General features: G+C 75.5%; 6 protein-coding genes. 2 read left to right on the top strand and 4 right to left on the bottom strand.

The features are described from left to right. Positions 1 to 8: 8 nt before the first annotated feature. On the bottom strand, positions 9 to 12,899 hold the full coding sequence (locus ACWEFJ_RS23735; protein WP_449715071.1) for an SDR family NAD(P)-dependent oxidoreductase: 12,891 nt from the start codon (positions 12,897 to 12,899) through the stop codon (positions 9 to 11). 179 nt (positions 12,900 to 13,078) lie between these two features. On the opposite strand from ACWEFJ_RS23735, the gene ACWEFJ_RS23730 reads away from it, so the two are divergent. After that, positions 13,079 to 13,453: a YybH family protein gene (locus ACWEFJ_RS23730; RefSeq protein ID WP_378092881.1), complete on the top strand. Its 375-nt coding sequence runs from the start codon at positions 13,079 to 13,081 to the stop codon at positions 13,451 to 13,453. Position 13,454: 1 nt separating this feature from the next. After that, positions 13,455 to 14,903 carry an aspartate aminotransferase family protein gene (locus ACWEFJ_RS23725; protein ID WP_449715070.1) on the top strand — a complete coding sequence of 483 codons (1,449 nt, stop codon included), beginning with the start codon at positions 13,455 to 13,457 and terminating at the stop codon, positions 14,901 to 14,903. Between the two features lie 267 nt (positions 14,904 to 15,170). Here the strand turns inward: ACWEFJ_RS23725 and ACWEFJ_RS23720 are convergent, their stop codons facing one another. The 3 genes from ACWEFJ_RS23720 to ACWEFJ_RS23710 form a co-directional block, all read right to left on the bottom strand. Then, a complete protein-coding gene (locus ACWEFJ_RS23720) occupies positions 15,171 to 16,736 on the bottom strand; it encodes an acyl-CoA carboxylase subunit beta (protein ID WP_449715074.1) in 1,566 nt (521 codons plus the stop codon). 17 nt (positions 16,737 to 16,753) lie between these two features. Beyond that, entirely contained in the window at positions 16,754 to 17,278 is a 525-nt protein-coding gene (locus ACWEFJ_RS23715) for a flavin reductase family protein (RefSeq protein ID WP_378098439.1), read from the bottom strand. A 65-nt stretch (positions 17,279 to 17,343) separates the two neighbouring features. After that, positions 17,344 to 17,760 carry a YybH family protein gene (locus ACWEFJ_RS23710; protein WP_378096412.1) on the bottom strand — a complete coding sequence of 139 codons (417 nt, stop codon included), beginning with the start codon at positions 17,758 to 17,760 and terminating at the stop codon, positions 17,344 to 17,346. Positions 17,761 to 18,037 lie beyond the last annotated feature (277 nt).

The raw sequence follows: 18,037 nt of genomic DNA, 5'->3' as shown, positions 1-18,037 counted from the left end.
GTCGTCTCCTAGTCCAGCTCGTCGACCAGCGCGAACAACGCCTCGTCGTCAGCGGAGTCGAGGTCGGGGTCCAGTGCCGGGCCCGCGCCGAGCAGGGCGCGCAGCCGGTCCAGCGCGGTGTCGTCCAGCTCGCCCGCCCGCACGGCCGCCTCCAGGCGGTCCACCAGCGATTCCTCTTCGACGGTCGTCAGCGACCGCAGGTGCTCGGCCAGCGCGTGCGGGCTCGGGTGGTCGAACACCACCGTCGTCGGCAGCGTGAGCCCCGTGGCCGCGCCGAGCCGGTTGCGCAGCTCGACGGCCGTCAGCGAGTCGAAGCCGAGTTCGGTGAACGCCCGCCGCGGGTCGACGGCGTCCGGGTCGTCGTGCCCGAGCACGGCCGCGACCTGGGCCCGCACCAGCGCGGGCAGGTCGGCCGGCTCGGCGGCGGCCTTCGGCGCGGCCCGGCGCACCCGCACCAGGTCGCGCAGCACGGCGGGCAGGTCGTCCCGGCCGCGCAGCGCCGCCTGGTCGAACCTGGTCACGGCGAGCACGGGCGCGCCGTGCGCGAGGGCGGCGTCGAACAGGTCCATCGCCTCGGCCGCGGCCAACGGCGTGAGCCCGGACCGGGCCAACCGCCGCAGGTCCACGTCGGACAGACCGCCGGACAGCTCGCTCTCGGTCTCCCACAGGCCCCACGCGAGCGAGGTCGCCGGCAGCCCGAGGGCCTGCCGGTGCTCGGCCAACGCGTCCAGGTAGCTGTTGCCGGCGGCGTAGTTGGCCTGGCCGGCGGTGCCGAGCAGGCCCGCGACGGAGGAGTACAGCACGAACGCCGACACGTCGCCGACCAGCTCGTGCAGGTTCCAGGCCGCGTCCACCTTGGGCCGCAGCACCCGGTCCACCTGCTCGGCGGTGAGCCCGGCCAGCGTGCCGTCGTCCACCACGCCCGCGGTGTGCACCACGGCCGTCGGCCGGTGCCGCGCGACCACGGCGGCCAGCGCGTCCCGGTCGGCCGCGTCGCACGCCACCAGGTGCACGGTCGCGTCCAGCCCGGCGACCAGGCGGTCCGCGCCCGGCGCGTCCGGGCCGCGCCGGCTCAGCAGCACCAGCTCCCGCACGCCGTGCGCGGTGACCAGGTGCCGGGCCAGGATCGCGCCCAGCGCGCCGGTCGCGCCGGTGATCAGCACCGGACCGTCGCCCCAGTCGACGGGGCGGTCGGCGGACGGCGTGCGGGCCAGGCGGGGCACCAGCACCTCGCCGCCGCGCACCGCGACCTCGGGCTCGCCCAGCCGCAGCGCGGTGTCCAGCAACGCGGTGTCCGGCACCGCGCTCCCGGCATCCGCCCTGTTCGGCGACGCGTCCGCGGTGTCGTGCGCCGTGTCGGCGGCGTTCAGCGGCGCATCGCCGGCGTCCGGGGTCTCCAGCGGGTCACCGGCCTTCGGCGGCGTGTCCGCCGCGCCCGCGGTGACCAGCACGAACCGGCCGGGTTGCTCCGCCTGGGCGCTGCGCACCAACCCGCGCACCGCCGCGTGCTCCAACCCGTCGCGCACCACGACCGCGAGCGGGCCGTCCGCGCGCCGCAGCACGTCGAGCGTGTGGTGGACCGCCTCCCGCGCCGGCAGGTCCGGCACCCGGTGCACGGCCAGGCCGTGCGGCGGCAGGTCGGCGGGCACGGTCACCGGCCGCCACGTCAGCGCGTGCAGCCCGTCGCGCACCGCGCGCCCGCCCAGCGGCCGCAACGCCAGCTCGTCCACGGTCAGCACCGGCCGACCGGCCGCGTCGGCCAGCGCCAGCGACACCGACGAACCCCGCCGGGTCAGCCGCGCGCGCACCGCCGTCGCGGTCGAGTGCACCGTCACCCCGCTCCACGCGAACGGCAGCACGGCCGGGGCGTCGTCGTCCGCCACGCCGGGCAGCAGCGCGTGCAGGGCGGCGTCGAGCACCGCCGGGTGCACCAGGAACCCGCCGCCGTCCTGCGGCTTCAGCTCGGCGAACAGGTCGTCGCCGTCCCGGCGCAACGCCGTCAGCCCCTGGAACGCCGGGCCGTAGTGGTAGCCGTGGTCGGCCAAGCGGTCGTAGACGCCGTCGAGGTCGATCGGCTCGGCGTCGGCGGGCCAGTCGAACGCCGCCGGGGCGGGCGGCTCGTCGGTCAGCACGCCGGTCGCGTGCTGCTCCCACGGCGCGGAGTCGTCCGGCCGCGAGTGGATGGTGACCGGCCGCCGCCCGGACTCCGGCGCGCCGACCGTCACCTGGAGCTGCGCGGCGCCCAGCACGAGCGGCGCGGACAGGGTCAGCTCGGCCAGGTGCGGGTGGCCCGCGTACGCGCCGGCGGCCAGCGCCAGCTCGGCGAACGCGGTGCCGGGCAGCAGCACGTCGTCCCGCACGCGGTGGTCGGCGAGCCAGCGGTCGGTGGCCGCCGACACGCGCCCGGTCAGCACGACGGTGTCGCCGCCGCTCAGTTCGACGGCCGCGCCGAGCAGCGGGTGGCGCGGGTCGGACAGGCCCAGCGCGTTCGCGGACCGCGAGGCGCGTGGCGCGTCCAGCCAGAACCGGCGGCCCTGGAACCGGTAGGTCGGCAGCGGCACGGGCCGGGCGTCGCCGAAGTCCCACGCGACCGGGATGCCGCGGGTGTGCAGGACGCCCAACGCGGACAGGGCGTGCTCCAGCTCCGGCCGACCGGCGCGCAGCAACGTCACCGCCGACCCCGGCTCGCCCTCCAGGCACTGCCGGGTCAGCGCGGTCAGCACCCCGTCCGGCCCCAGCTCCACGAACTCGGTGGTCCCGAGCCGTTCCAGCGTGCGCACGCCGTCGAGGTAGCGCACGGCCTCGCGGATGTGGCGCACCCAGTACTCCGGCGACCGGAGCTGCTCCACCGTGGCCACCTCGCCGGTGACCTCCGAGACCAGCGTGATCCGCGGCTCGCGGAACACCACGTCGGCCAGGTCGGCGCGGAACGCGTCGAGCACGTCGTCCATGTGCGGGGAGTGGAACGCGTGGCTGACCGGCAGCCGGCGGGTGCGGCGGCCCCGGGCCGACCACTCGGCGACCACGCGGGCCACGGCCTGCGCGTCACCGGAGACCACGGTCGAGCGCGGCGCGTTCACCGCGGCCACCGCGAGGTCGCCGGTCAGCGACGCGCGCACCTCCTCCTCGGTCGCCTCGATCGCGGCCATCGCGCCGTCGTCGCGCGCCGACTGCATGGCCCGGCCGCGCGCGGCGACCAGCGTGCACGCGTCGGCCAGGTCGAACACCCCGGCGACGTGCGCGGCGGCGACCTCGCCGACCGAGTGGCCGAACAGGTGGTCCGGGCGCACGCCGTGGTGCTCCACGAACCGGAACAACGCCACTTCGAGCGCGAACAGCGCGGCCTGGGTGAACGCGGTCTGGCCCAGCAGCGCGGAGTCCGCGGAGTCCGGCTCGGCGAAGAGCACGGCCCGCAGCGGGCGGTCCAGCACCGGGTCGAGGTGGGCGCAGATCTCGTCCAACGCCTGCCGGAACACCGGCGAGGACGCGTACAGCTCGCGGCCCATGCCGGCCCGCTGGCTGCCCTGCCCGGTGAACAGGAACGCGATCTTGCCGCGGCCCGCGGCGTCGCCGGCGGTCAGCTCGCCGAGCAGGGCGTCCCGGCCGAAGACGACCGCGCGGCGGTCCAGCAGCGCCCGCCGGGACAGGGTGAGGCCGACGTCGGCCGGGTCCAGGTCGGGGTGCTCGGTCAGGTGGGCGTGCAGGGCGACGGCCTGGGCGCGCAACGCCTCGTCGTCGCGGGCGGACAGCACCCACGGCACCACCTCGGGCGTGACGCGGTCGGCCGACGCCGGCTCCGGCGCCTGTTCGAGCACGACGTGCGCGTTGGTGCCGCTGATGCCGAACGACGACACCGCCGCCCGCCGCGGCCGGTCGGAACGCCACTCCCGCGCCTCGGTCAACAGCTCCACCGCACCGGACGACCAGTCCACGTGCGGCGACGGCTCGCCGACGTGCAGGGTGCGCGGCATGACGCCGTGCCGCATCGCCTGCACCACCTTGATGATGCCGCCGACGCCGGCCGCCGCCTGGGCGTGCCCGATGTTGGACTTCAGCGAGCCCAGCCGAAGCGGCTCCTCGCGGTCCTGCCCGTAGGTGGCCAGGAGCGCCTGCGCCTCGATCGGGTCGCCGAGCGTGGTGCCGGTGCCGTGCGCCTCCACCAGGTCCACGTCGGCGGGCGACAGCCCGGCCGAGGCGAGCGCCGCCTGGATCACGCGTTCCTGCGCGGGCCCGTTGGGCGCGGTGAGGCCGTTGGACGCGCCGTCGGAGTTGACCGCCGAGCCGCGGAGCACGGCGAGCACGCGGTGGCCGCGCTTGCGGGCGTCGGAGAGCCGTTCGACCACCAGCAGGCCGACGCCCTCCGACCAGCCGGTGCCGTCCGCGTCGGCGGAGAACGACTTGCAGCGCCCGTCGGGCGACAGCCCGCGCTGCCGGGAGAACTCCACGAACGTGCTGGGGCCGGCCATCACCGTGACGCCGCCGGCCAGCGCCAGGTCGCACTCGCCCTGCCGCAGCGCGTTCGCCGCCAGGTGCAGCGCGACCAGCGACGACGAGCACGCGGTGTCCACCGTGATCGCCGGGCCCTCCAGGCCGTAGGTGTAGGCGAGCCGGCCGGAGATCACGCTGGAGGTGTTGCCCGCCAGCAGGAAGCCCTCCACCTCGTCGGGCGTCTCCGGCAGGCGTGAGGCGTAGTCGTCGTACATGACGCCGGTGAACACGCCGGAGCGGCTGCCGCGCAGGGTCGTCGGGTCGATGCCCGCGTCCTCGAACGCCTCCCACGCCGTCTCCAGCAGCAGGCGTTGCTGCGGGTCGGTGGCCAGCGCCTCGCGGGGCGACATGCCGAAGAACGCCGCGTCGAACAGGTCCGCGTCGTGCAGGAACCCGCCGTGCCGGGTGTAGGTCGTGCCGAGCTTCTCCGGGTCCGGGTCGTACAGCGCGTCCACGTCCCAGCCCCGGTTGGTCGGGAACTCCGAGATCGCGTCCCGGCCCTCGGCGACCAGCCGCCACAGGTCCTCCGGCGAGCGCACGCCGCCCGGGTAGCGGCAGGCCATGCCGACGATCGCGATCGGCTCGTCCGCGCGGACCGCCGCCTTGCGCTCCACCTTCTTCGCGCCCGCCACCAGGAACGCGGCCAGCGCGGTCGGCGTCGGGTGGTCGAACACCAGCGTGGAGGGCAGCTTGCGCCCGGTCGCCGCGATGAGCCTGTTGCGCAGGTCCACGCCCGCCAGCGAGTCGAAGCCCTGCTCCCGGAACGCCTTCTCCGGGTCCACCGCCGAGCCGTCCGCGTGGCCCAGCGCGGCGGCGGCCAGCGACCGCACCAGGTCCAGCGCGTTCGCCTCGGTCAACGTGGTGGACGTGGTCCTGGCGGCCCGCCGCCGCACCAGGCCGCGCAGCGGCGCGGGCGCCACGTCGGCGTCCACCCGCGACGGTTCCAGCGCGGCCGGGACGAGCAGCGCGGCGTCGCCCGCGAGCGCCCGGTCCAGCAGCGCCAGGCCGCGGCCGGGGTCCAGCGGCGCGATGCCGGACCGCGCCCAGCGGGCCAGGTCCGCCTCGCCCAACGTCTCGCCCATGCCCGCGCCCCACAGGCCCCACGCCAGCGACACGGCGGGCAGGCCCTGCGCGCGGCGGTGGGCGGCCAGGGCGTCGAGGTAGGTGTTCGCGGCCGCGTAGTTGCCCTGGCCCGCCGTGCCGAGCACGCCGGAGATCGAGGAGAACAGCACGAACGCCTCGACCTCGCCGACCAGCTCGTGCAGGTGGCGGGCGGCCAGCGCCTTGGGCGCGAGCACGCGGTCCACCTGCTCGTCGGTCAACGCGGTCGTGGTGGCGTCGTCCAGCAGGCCGGCGGCGTGCACGACGGCGGTGATCCGCTCGCCGGCCAGCAGGTCGGCCAGCGCCTCGCGGTCCGCCACGTCCACCGCGGCCACGCGCGCGCCCAGCTCCTCGGCCAGCTCCCGCGCGCCCGGCGCGTCCAGGCCCCGCCTGCTGACCAGCAGCAGGTCGCGCACGCCGTGGTGGGCGTGCAGGTGCCGGGCGACCAGCGCGCCCAGCCCGCCCGTGCCGCCGGTGACCAGCACGGTGCCGTGCAGCCGCACGGGCTCGCCCAGCTCGGTCCGGGTCAGGCGCGGCACGAGGAACCGGCCGTCCCGCACTGCGACCTGCGGCTCGCCGGTCGCCACGGCGGCGGGCACCGCGTCGGCGTCCTCGGCGTCCACCACGACCACCCGGTCCGGGTGCTCGGACTGCACGACCCGCGCCAGGCCCCACACGGCGGCGTTGGCCAGGTCGTCCACCGGCTCGCCCGGCACGGCGGCGACGGCGCGCCGGGTGTGGAACACCAGCCGGTCGCCCGGGTCGTGGTCCTCGGCCAGCCACTCCTGCACCAGCCCCAACGCGCGGCGCACGGCCACCCGCGGGTCGTCGGTCGCGGCGGGCGGCACGACGACCACGTCGCCCACCGGCTCGTCCCCGCCGACCTCGGTCCACGTCACGGTGAACGTGGAGCCGGCCGCGAGGCCGTCCTTGGCGACGGCGCGCAGCGTGATGCCCTCGATGCGCCCGAGCGGCACGCCGCCCGAGTCGGCCACGTCCACGGCGAACGTGTCGCCGCCGGCGGGCGTGATCCGCACCCGCAGTCCGGTCGCGCCGGCCGCGTTCAGCTCCACCCCGCTCCACGCGAACGGCAGCCTGATCCGGCCCGGTCCGGCCGGGTCGAGCACCAGCGGGTGCAGCACGGCGTCCAGCAGTGCCGGGTGCACCGCGAAGCCCTTGGCCGGCGCGGTGATCGCGACCTCGGCGTAGACCACGTCCCCGTCGCGCCACATCGCGCGCAGACCGCGGAACGGGTCGCCGTAGTCGTAGCCCAGCTCCGCCAGCCGGTCGTAGGCGTCGTCCACCGGCTCCTCGACCGCGTCCGGCGGCCACGGGAACGCCTCCATCGCGCCCTCGGCCGCGGCCAGCGCGCCCGAGGCGTGGCGCTGCCAGGTGTCCTGCCGGGAGTGCACGGTGAACCTGCCGTCCCGCACGGTGACCTGCACCGGCACCGAGCCGGTGGCCGGCACGACGAGCGGCGCCTCCAGGGTCAGGTCCTCGACCCGGGGCAGGCCGACCCGCTCCCCCGCCGCGAGCGCCAACTCCAGGAACGCCGTGCCGGGGACCAGCACCGAACCGTTGACGACGTGACCGGCCAACCACGGCTGGGCGGTCAGCGACACCTCGCCGGTGAGCACGACCTCGTCCCGCTCGGCCAGCTCGACCGCCGTGGTCACCAGGCCCGCGGCGCGCGGCTGGGAGGTGAGCCAGTAGTGGTCGCGCCGGAACGGGTAGGTCGGCACGTCCTCGGCCGGGGCCGCGTCGGGCACGAACGACGCCACGTCCAGCGGCGCGCCGTGGGCGTGGGCGTGCGCCAGGCCCCACACCGCCGTGGCGGGCTCCGGGCGTCCCTTGCGCCCGAGCGCCACCGCCGTGACGCCCGCGGCCTGCGCCAGGGGCGCGAGCACCGCGTCCGGGCCGACCTCCACGAACACCGACGCGCCGTGCCGCTCCAGGCCGCGCACGGCGTCCAGGAAGCGGACCGTGGCGCGGATCTGGCGCGTCCAGTGGTCGGCGTCCGGGTCCAGCACCTCGCCGGTCACCGTCGAGACGACGGGGATGCGCGCGTCGTGGTGGGTCACCGTCGCGGCGACCGCGCGGAACTCGGCCAGCACCTCGTCCATGTGCGCGGAGTGGAACGCGTGGCTGACCTTGAGCCTGCGGGCGCGGGGGAACCGCTCGGCGAACGCCGTGACGGCGTCCTCGTCGCCCGCGAGCACCAGCGAGGTCGGGCTGTTGACGGCCGCGAGCGCCACGCCCGGCGGCAGTGCGCCCAGGTCGGTCTCGGCCGCCTCCACGGAGATCATCGCGCCGCCCTGCCGGGCCGACTGCATGAGCCGGCCGCGGGCGGCGACCAGCTTGGCCGCGTCCTCCAGGGTGAGCACGCCGGCGACGTGGGCGGCGACCAGCTCGCCGACGGAGTGCCCGGCCACCAGGTCGGCCTTCAGCCCGTGGTGCTCGGCCAGCCGGTAGAGGGCGGTCTCGAAGGCGAACAGCGCGGGCTGGGTGAAGCGGGTCTCGTGCAGCTCCGGCCGGTCGCCGAACATCAGCTCCGTCAGCGGCACGTCCAGGTGCGGCGCGAAGGCGTCGGCCACCTCGTCCAGGGCGCGGGCGAACACCGGGAACGCCTCGTGCAGCTCGCGTCCCATGCCCGCGCGCTGCGCGCCCTGGCCGGTGAACAGCACCGCCGTGCGGCCGCCCGGCGTCGCGTGGCCGGTGAGCGGCGCGGCGGTCGCGAAGTCCTCCGGCGTGACGCCGACGACCACGGCCCGGTGGTCGAACCGGGTGCGCCCGGCCAGCGCGCGGGCCACCTCGGCCACGTCGGTCCGGCCCCGGACGCGGTCCAGGCCGGCGAGGGCGGCGTCGGCGTCGCGGCCGCTGACCACCCACGGCACGGGCGTGGTCACCTCGGCGCGCGTCGGCTCGGTGGCGTCGCCCTGCTCCAGCACCAGGTGCGCGTTCGTGCCGCTGATGCCGAACGACGAGATGCCCGCGCGCCGCGGCCGGTCGGTCGACCACTCGCGGGCCTCGGTCAGCAGCTCGACGCGGCCCCGGGTCCAGTCGACCTTCGGCGTCGGCTCGGTGACGTGCAGGGTGCGCGGCATGACGCCGTGCCGCATGGCCTCCACCAGCTTGATCACGCCGCCCACGCCGGCCGCCGCCTGCGCGTGGCCGATGTTGGACTTCAGCGACCCGAGCCGCAGCGGCTCGTCGCGGTCGCGGCCGTAGGTGGCGAGGATGGCCTCGGCCTCGATCGGGTCGCCCAGTGACGTGCCGGTGCCGTGCGCCTCGACCAGGTCGACGTCCTGCGGCGCGAGCCCGGCGTCCGCGAGCGCCTGGCGGATGACCCGCTGCTGCGACCGGCCGTTGGGCGCGGTGAGGCCGTTGGACGCGCCGTCGGAGTTGATCGCGCTGCCCCGGATGACCGCCAGCACGCGGTGGCCGTGGCGGCGGGCGTCGGACAGGCGTTCCAGCAGCACCATGCCGACGCCCTCGGCCCACGCCGTGCCGTCCGCGTCCGCGCCGAACGACTTGCAGCGGGCGTCGGCGGCCAGGCCGTGCTGGCGGGAGAACTCCAGGAACATGCCGGGCGTGGCCATGACCGTGACGCCGCCCGCGATGGCGGCGCTGGACTCGCCGCTGCGCAGCGACCGCACCGCGAGGTGCAGGGCCACCAGGGACGACGAGCACGCGGTGTCCACGGTGAGCGCGGGCCCGACCAGGCCGAGCTGGTAGGCGATGCGGCCGGACATCACGCTCGGCGTCGCGCCGGTCAGCACGTGCCCCTCGGCCTGCTCGGACGCCTCGTGCATGCGGGGCCCGTAGTCGGCCGCCGTGCCGCCGACGAACACGCCGGTCCGGCTGCCGCGCAACGACTCCGGGTCGATGCCCGCGCGTTCGACGGCCTCCCACGCGGTCTGGAGCAGCAACCGCTGCTGCGGGTCCATGGCCAGCGCCTCGCGCGGCGAGATGCCGAAGAACGCCGGGTCGAACTCGCCCGCGCCGGCCAGGAACCCGCCCTCGCGGACGTAGGTCGCGCCCGAGCGGTCCGGGTCGGGGTGGTACAGGTCGCCGGGCCAGCCCCGGTCGGTGGGGAACGGGCCGATCGCGTCCCGGCCCTCGGCCACCAGCCGCCACAGGTCCTCCGGCGACTCCACCCCGCCGGGGAAGCGGCACGCCATGCCGACGATGGCGATCGGTTCGTGCGAGTGCTCCGGCGTGACGACGTCGTCGGTCACGTCCTCGTGCCGCAGGTAGGCGATCACGGCCTGCGGGGTCGGGTGCTCGAACAGCAGCCCGGTGGGCAGGTCGCGGCCCGTCGCGGCGGCCAGGTCCTCGCGCAGCCGCACGCCCATGAGGGAGTCGAAGCCCAGGTCGCGGAAGGGGCGGCGCGGGTCGACCTTGCGGGGGTCCGCGCCGAGCACGGCGGCGACGTGGTGCACGACCAGCTCGTCGACGTCGGTCGGCCGGGCCGCCGGCGCGGTCGGGGCGGCCTGTTCCCCGATCCAGTGCCGTTCGCGCTGGAACGGGTAGGTGGGCAGCTTGATCCGGCGACCGCCGGGCAGGGCCGTCCAGTCCACGGCGACACCGCGGGTGTGGGCGGCGGCGAGCGCGGTCAGGGCGGTGGTGGTCTCGTCGTGGCCCTTGCGCATGAGCGGGAACGCGCGGATGCCCGCGTCGGCGGCCATGGCCGAGCAGACGCCGTCCGGCCCGGCCTCGACCAGGGTCGTGACGTCCAGCCGGCGCAGCGCCTGGAGGAACCGGACGGGTTCGCGGACCTGGCGGACCCAGTGCTCGGGGTCGGTGAGGTCGGCGTCGGGGTGGACGGTCGAGACCACCGGGATGACCGGCGGGTGGAACGCCAGGCCGCGCACGACCTCCCGGAACGCGTCCAGCATCGGGTCCATGAGCGGCGAGTGGAAGGCGTGGCTGACGGTCAGCCGCTTGGTGCGGTGCGCGGTGAGGGTGTCGGTGTAGGCGAGGACGGCGTCCTCCGGTCCGGACAGGACGACCGACCGCGGCCCGTTGACCGCGGCGAGCGCGACGCCGTCCGGCAGGTCCAGTTCCTCCTCGGCCGCCTCCACCGCGACCATCGCGCCGCCCGCCGGCAACGCGCCCATGAGCCTGCCGCGCGCGCTCACCAGGGCGCAGGCGTCGGGCAGGGACAGGACGCCGGCCACGTGGGCGGCGGCGATCTCGCCGATGGAGTGGCCCAGCACGACGGACGGCCGCAGGCCCCACGACTCGGCCAGCCGGTAGGCGGCGACCTCGACCGCGAACAGGGCGGGCTGGGTCCACGCGGTGTCGTCCAGCCCCTCGCCGGTGGCGATGACGTCGCGCAGGCCGGGGTCGAGGTGGGCGAGGACGTCGTCGAAGGCGGCCGCGAACACCGGGAAGCGGCCGTACAGCTCCGCGCCCATGCCGACCCGCTGCGCGCCCTGCCCGGTGAAGACGACGCCGAGCGTGCCGTCCTCGACCGAGCCGGTCACCACGTTGGCCGCGGGCATGCCGGCGGCGACGGCGTCGAGGCCGGTGTCCAGGGAGGACCGGTCGGACGCGATGACGACGGCCCGGTGCTCGAAGGACGTGCGGGTGGTGGCGAGGGAGTGGCCGAGGTCGCGCGGCTCGCCCGCGGTGTCGCGCAGGAGCGCCGCGTGCGCCCGCAACGCCTCGGGCGTCCGCCCGGACACGGGCACGAGCGCGAACCCCGCCGCCTCGCCGGCACCGGTTGCTCCGGGCTCGGCCACGGTCGCGGCGACCGCTCCGGGGCCGGCGGCGACCGGCTTCGACGCCGCACCGGCGAGTTCCGGCGCGGCGGCAGCGGTTTCCGCGGCCGGCTCCGGCGCGACGGCGGTTTCGCCGGCCAGCTCCGGCGCGCCGGCAGTCGCCTCAGCGGCGGCCGTTCCCGGCGCGGCGGCGATCACCTCAGCGGTGGCCGGCTCAGCGGCGGTCGTTCCCGGTGCGGCGGCGGTCGGCTCAGCGGCGGCCGTTCCCGGCGCGACGGCGCGCGGTTCTCCGGCGTCGGCGGTTCCCCTTGTGCGGGCGGGTGGTTCGGCGACCACCACGTGGCAGTTCGTGCCGCCCATGCCGAACGAGCTGACCCCCGCCACCAGCGGGCGGTCCGGGTGCGGCCACGCCGAACGTCCCGTGTGGACGGTCAGGTTGTGCTCGGCCAGCTTCACCTCCGGGTTCGGCGTGGCGAAGTTCAGGCTCGCGGGCAGTTCCCGGTGCCGGATGGCGAGCACCGCCTTCAGCAGGCCGACCACGCCGGCCGCGCCCTCCAGGTGCCCGACGTTCGTCTTCACCGACCCCACCGGCAGCGGCTCGGCGCGGTCGCCGAAGACCTCGCCCAGCCCGGCCGCCTCGATCGGGTCGCCGACCGGCGTGCCGGTGCCGTGCAGCTCCACGTACTGCACCGCCTCCGGCTCCACCCCGGCCCGCCGCTGCGCCGCCCGCACGACCGCCGCCTGCGCCGCCGGCCGCGGCACGGTCAGGCCCGGCGTCGCGCCGTCGTTGTTGACCGCGCTGCCCCGGATCACCGCGTACACGTCGTCACCGTCGGCCAGCGCGGCGCGCAGCGGCTTCAGCACGAGCACCGCCGCGCCCTCACCGCGCACGTACCCGTTGGCGCGGGCGTCGAACGTGAAGCACCGGCCGTCCGGCGACAGGCCGCCGAACTGCTCGGCGCCCAGCGCGCCCTCGCCCAGGATGTTCAGGTTCACGCCCGCCGCCAGCGCCAGCGGCGACTCGCCGCTGCGCACGCTCTCCGCCGCCAGGTGCACCGCCACCAGCGACGACGACTGCGCCGTGTCCACCACCACGCTCGGCCCGCGCAGGTCCAGCGCGTACGACACCCGGTTGGCGATGATGCCGCGGTGCGTGCCGGTGTTGGTGTGCTGCGTGATCGCGCCGCGCCCGAGCACCAGCCCGGCGTAGTCGTCGCGCAACGAGCCCACGAACACCGACGCGGCCGTGCCCGCCAGGGAGCCCGGCACGATGCCCGCGTCCTCCAACGCCTCCCAGGCCAGCTCCAGCACCAGCCGCTGCTGCGGGTCGGTGGCGGCGGCCTCGCGGGGCGAGATGCCGAAGAACCCGGCGTCGAAGTCGCCGACCCCGTCCAGGAACGCGCCGAACCGCGCGCCGCGCACGGCCCTGGTCTCCGGCGACAGCGCCTCCCACCGGTCCGCGGGCACCTCGGTCACCACGTCCAGGCCGTCGCGCAGCAGCCGCCAGAACGCGGCCGGGTCGGCCGCACCGGGCAGCCGGCAGGACACACCGACCACCGCGACCGTGTCGTCCAGGTTCGTCATCGACAAGTCCTCCGCGAGCGGGATGGTTTTCGACCACCGGTTCTACCGAGGAATTGCACGACCCCAGTCACGAAACGGTCGTCGGGCGTTCTCCGATCGGCGAGTTACCGGCGCGTGACCGCGCCCTGGTTAGCGTCGGGCCGTCATTCCGACCAACCACCGGAAAAGGACTGGTCCCCATGACCGCGAACTTCACGCTGCCCGACGACGCCACCGAAATGACCGCCCTCTACGTCCGCGCGATGAACTCGGGTGACGTCGACGTCGTCCTGTCCCTCTACACCGAGGACGCGGTGTCGGTGTGGGACCCGGAAAAGCCCCTCAGCGGCGACGAGCACGCGCAGGCCGTGAAGGACTTCATGGCCAAGCGGCCGGTCATGCGCGCCGAGGTCAAGGAGTCGTACGTGACCGGCGACACGGCGCTGCTGGTCGTGGACTGGCAGATCGACGCCGAGGGCGAGGAGACGCTGTCCGGCACGGGCCTGGACGTGCTGCGCAAGGGCCCGGACGGCAAGTGGCGCTACGCCATCGACAACCCGTACGGCGACAACTGACATGGAGCCGCGACTGGCCGAGGCGCACCTGGGCGGACTGCTGGCCCAACTGGGGCTGGACGCCGAGTACGTGCGCGGCGAGGCAGACACGCTGTGGTGGCGCAAGCCGTCCGGCGACGAGGTGCCGGTGGTCGACTTCGTCGGCGGCTACGGCTCGCTGGTCCTGGGCCACAACCACCCCGACGTCGTGGCCCGCGCCCACGAGCTGCTGGCGCAGCAGGCGCCGGTGCACGCGCAGTTCTCCTACCACCCCTACGCCAACGAGCTGGCCCTGGCGCTCAACCGCGTGCTGCGGCGCGAGTTCGGCGCCGACGAGCCGTACTCGGCGATCTTCGCCAGCACCGGCGCGGAGGCCGTCGAGATCGCCCTGAAGCACGCCGAGATGGCGCGGGGCGCGCGGGTGGCCGCGGTGCGGGACGAGATCGAGGCGCACCTGGCCGACGCGCCCGCCGACCTGGCCGAACGGGTGCGCGAGCACAACGAGGCCCGGTACGGGACGCCGCCGGTGTTCCTCACCCTGGAGGGCTCCTTCCACGGCAAGCTCGCGGGCAGCGTGCAGCTGACCCACAACGCGGGCTACCGGCTGCCGTTCCGGACGCTGGCCGTGCAGGCGCGGTTCGTGTCCGGCGGCGAGGTCGCCAAGGAGGTCGAGGCGTGCCGCGTCACGCTGCTCGACGTCCGGGACGGCCGGCTGGTCGAGCGGGACCTGCCGGTGATCGCGGCGTTCTTCGTCGAGCCGATCCAGGGCGAGGGCGGCATCCACGTGCTCGACCGCGAGGTCGCGGCCGACATCCGCGCCGCGGCCGACGCGGGCGGCTTCCCGGTGGTCGTGGACGAGATCCAGACCGGCGTCGGCCGCACGGGCGCGTTCTTCGCCTCGTCGCACGTCGGGCTGCTCGGCGACTACGTGCTGCTGGCCAAGGCCATCGGCGGCGGCGTCGCCAAGTCGGCGGTGACGCTGATCCGGCAGTCGACGTACGTGCCGGACTTCGAGCTGGTGCACAGCTCCACGTTCGCGAAGGACGCGTTCTCCTGCCACATCGGGACGCGCGTGATCGAGCTGGTCGAGTCGATCGACGTCTGCGGGCGCGCGGTCGAGCGCGGGGCGGCGCTGGAGTCGGCGCTGCGCGCGGTGCGGGAGGAGTTCCCGACCGTCGTGGCCGACGTGCGCGGCAAGGGCCTCATGCTCGGGCTGGAGTTCCGGGACCAGACCGGCGCGCCGGGGCCGGTGGGCGAGCTGGCCGGGCAGGGCCTGCTCGGCTACGTGCTGGCGGGCTACCTGCTCAACGCCCACCACGTGCGCGTCTTCCCGACCGCGAGCGCCTCGCACACGCTGAGGTTCGAGCCGTCGGTGTTCATCACCGACGAGCAGATCGAGCAATTGGCCACGGGACTGCGCGCGGTGTGCACCGCGCTGCGCGACGACCCGTTCACCCTCCTGCCGGGCTGAGCCCCTCCCCCCACGGCCCACCGACCGCTCCCCCACGGTCGGTGGGCCGTTCCTCGTGCTACCTCGGCGGGTCCAAGCGGTCGCGCGGCACCGGCGACCGCGCGGTGGGGTCGAACAGCGGCCTGCCGTCGTCGTCGAGGGGGACCCAGCCCAACCCGCACCGCCGGCCGGTCCCGGGCACGCGGAAGCGGCTGAGCGCGCCGTCCGGCCGCTCAGCCGCCCGCCGTCAGCGGCCGCCCCGTTGGTCCGGGATCGGCCGCCGAACCGTCACAACGGCACGTTGCCGTGCTTGCGGGCCGGGGCGCGGCGGCGCTTGTCGCGCAGCATCGCCAGGCCCCGCACCACCGCCGCCCGGGTCTGCGCCGGGTCGATCACGTCGTCCACCAGCCCCCGTTCGGCGGCGTAGTAGGGGTGCACCAGCTCGTCGCTGTACCGGGCCACGAGCACCGACCGCAGCTCCTCGGGATCGGCCGCGGCGGCCAGCTCCTTGCGGTGGATGACGTTCACCGCGGCCTCCGCGCCCATCACCGCGATCTCGTTCGTCGGCCACGCCAGGGACAGGTCGCAGCCGATGGACCGGGAGTCCATCACGATGTACGCGCCGCCGTACGCCTTGCGCAGGATCACCTGCACCCGCGGCACGGACGCCTCGCAGTAGGCGTACAGCAGCTTCGCGCCGTGCCGGATCGCGCCGCCGTACTCCTGGTCGGTGCCCGGCAGGAACCCCGGCACGTCCACCAGCGTCACCAGCGGGATGTTGAACGCGTCGCAGAACCGCACGAACCGGGCCGCCTTCTGGGACGCGGCGGTGTCCAGCACGCCGGCCAGCACCAGCGGCTGGTTGCCGACCACGCCGACCACCTCGCCGGCCACCCGGGCGAGCGCGCACACCACGTTGCCCGCCCACCGCTCGTGCACCTCCAGGAACTCGCCGTCGTCCACGACCTCGGCGATCACCGCCCGGATGTCGTAGGGCTGGTTCGGCTCCACCGGCACCAGCGACGCCAGGTCGGGCCGCAGGTCGTCGTCCTCGGGCGGCTCGCACGACGGCGGCGGCTCCAGGTTGTTCGACGGCAGCAAGGACAGCAGGTACCGCACGTCGGCCAGGCAGCTCTCCTCGTCGTCGTGCACGAACGACGCCACACCCGACATCGACCCGTGCACGTCGGCGCCGCCGAGCTGGTCGTGCGTCACCCGCTCGCCGCTCACCGCCTTCACCACGTCCGGGCCGGTCAGGTACATCTGCGCGGTGTCGCGGACCATGAACGTGAAGTCGGCCAGGGCCGGCGAGTAGGCCGCGCCGCCCGCGCACGGCCCCAGCACCACGCTGATCTGCGGGATGACGCCCGACGCCTCGACCTGGCGGCGGAAGATGCCGCCATAGCCGTCCAGCGCCATCACGCCTTCCTGGATGCGCGCGCCGCCGCTGTCGTTGAGCGCGACGACCGGCGCGCCGGTGGCCAGGGCCAGGTCGAGCACCTTGTGGATCTTCGCGGCGTGGCCCGCGCCCAGCGAGCCGCCGGAGATCGTGAAGTCCTGCGCGTAGACGAACACCCGCCGCCCGTCCACCGTGCCCGAGCCGGCCACCACGCCGTCGGTGTGCGCGCCGGTCGTGCCGCGCCGGTACATGTCGACCTCGACGAACGAGCCGGGGTCCAGCAGCAGCTCCAGCCGCTCCCGGGCGGTCCGCTTGCCCAGCCGGTGCTGCCGCTCCACCGCGACCCGGTCGCCCAGCGCGATGCGGTCGGCCAGCTCGTCGCGCCGCTCCCGCAACGCCCGCATGGTCCGCGGCGCGGGCGCGGGGGCCGCCGCCGGCCGCACGGCGGGCCGGATGTCGATCTCGGAGATGCTCATCGTCGCCTTTCGCTCGTGTCGACCTGCCAGTACCCGCCGTCGAAGAACAGCAGCCCGGCCCGGCCGTCGCCGCGGCCCGTGCCGAGCACCCGGCCGATGAACAGCGAGTGGTCGCCCGCCTCGTGCACGTCGACCAGCTCGCACTCCAGCCACGCCAGCGCGTCGGTCAGCACCGGCGCGCCGGTGGCCGGTCCCGGCGTCCAGTCGACCCGGTCGAACTGGGCCCGCCCGGCGGGCCGGTCGCGGTCGGCGAACCAGCGGGCGCTGGCCTCCTGGTCACCGCTCAGCACGGAGGTCGCGAAGTGCCCGGCCGCGGCGATCCCGTCGTGCAGGGTCGCCGTGCGGGCCACGCAGCACAGCACCAGCGGCGGGTCCAGCGACACGGAGCTGAAGGCGTTCGCGGTCATCCCGTGCATGTGCTCGCCGCCGACGGTCAGCACGACCACGCCGGTGGCGAAGCGGGCGAGGGTGGAGCGCATCTCGGTCGGGGACACCCCGGTCAGCTCGGGTGCCAGTTCCATCGCACACGTCCTTCCCGCGAGCGGTGCGCGGACCGCGCCGGCGCGCGACGCGGTCCGCGCGCGGCTCAGCCCTGGATGTCCTCGACGCTGTCGGCGACCGGGCGGTCGACCGCCATCACCCACTTGCCGTCCTCGCCGCGCACCAGCACGTCGGTGCACTTGCCCAGGATGCGCTGCCGGGTGCCGTCCTCCTTGGTGATCTCGAGGTCGTACTCGACGATGATCAACGACGAATCACCCGCCGTGTAGGCGGCCTTCACCTTGGACTTCAGCTTCGGCTTGGTCGCCAGGAACGCGGTGATCGCCTCGGTGCGCGCCGCGCCGGTGAGCGGCCCGCCGGACAGGTTGGAAATGGAGTCGTCCCGGTAGAGGCTGTCGAAGATGGCGCCCTGACCGGAGTTGAACGCGGCCAGGAAAACGTCGTTCTGGGTTTCCGGATCGTCGGTCAGATCCAGGTTCTGCAAGTCGATCTGGGCCGTCATGGGCGAATCCTTCCTGCAAGTGCGGCAAATGCCCGGCTCCGACGTTATCGGCCCGTCCGGGAAGCCCACTCATCGTGGAATAACCCGCCGCTCATCGGCCGATCCAGGACGGGCGGTGAGCACACCGTGAGCGGTGTCGCGGGCGCTCGGGAACGCGAAAAAACCGCGCCGCCCCCACAGCGCCCGGAAACACCGCGCGCGGGACCGGCGCCCCGGGAAGCGCGAAAGGCCCGGCCGTCCCGAACCGGGACGACCGGGCCTCCCTCCGGCCGCGCGC

It is taken from the genome of Actinosynnema sp. NPDC004786 (genome assembly GCF_053601135.1).
This window is presented reverse-complemented; position numbering and strand designations above follow the sequence as displayed.

What these genes read in the sequence shown, in the direction of transcription:
- ACWEFJ_RS23735 (WP_449715071.1), bottom strand. Translation starts at nt 12,899, where the DNA reads ATGACGAACCTGGACGACACGGTCGCGGTGGTCGGTGTGTCCTGCCGG.
- ACWEFJ_RS23730 (WP_378092881.1), top strand. Translation starts at nt 13,079, where the DNA reads ATGACCGCGAACTTCACGCTGCCCGACGACGCCACCGAAATGACCGCC.
- ACWEFJ_RS23725 (WP_449715070.1), top strand. Translation starts at nt 13,455, where the DNA reads ATGGAGCCGCGACTGGCCGAGGCGCACCTGGGCGGACTGCTGGCCCAA.
- ACWEFJ_RS23715 (WP_378098439.1), bottom strand. Translation starts at nt 17,278, where the DNA reads ATGGAACTGGCACCCGAGCTGACCGGGGTGTCCCCGACCGAGATGCGC.
- ACWEFJ_RS23710 (WP_378096412.1), bottom strand. Translation starts at nt 17,760, where the DNA reads ATGACGGCCCAGATCGACTTGCAGAACCTGGATCTGACCGACGATCCG.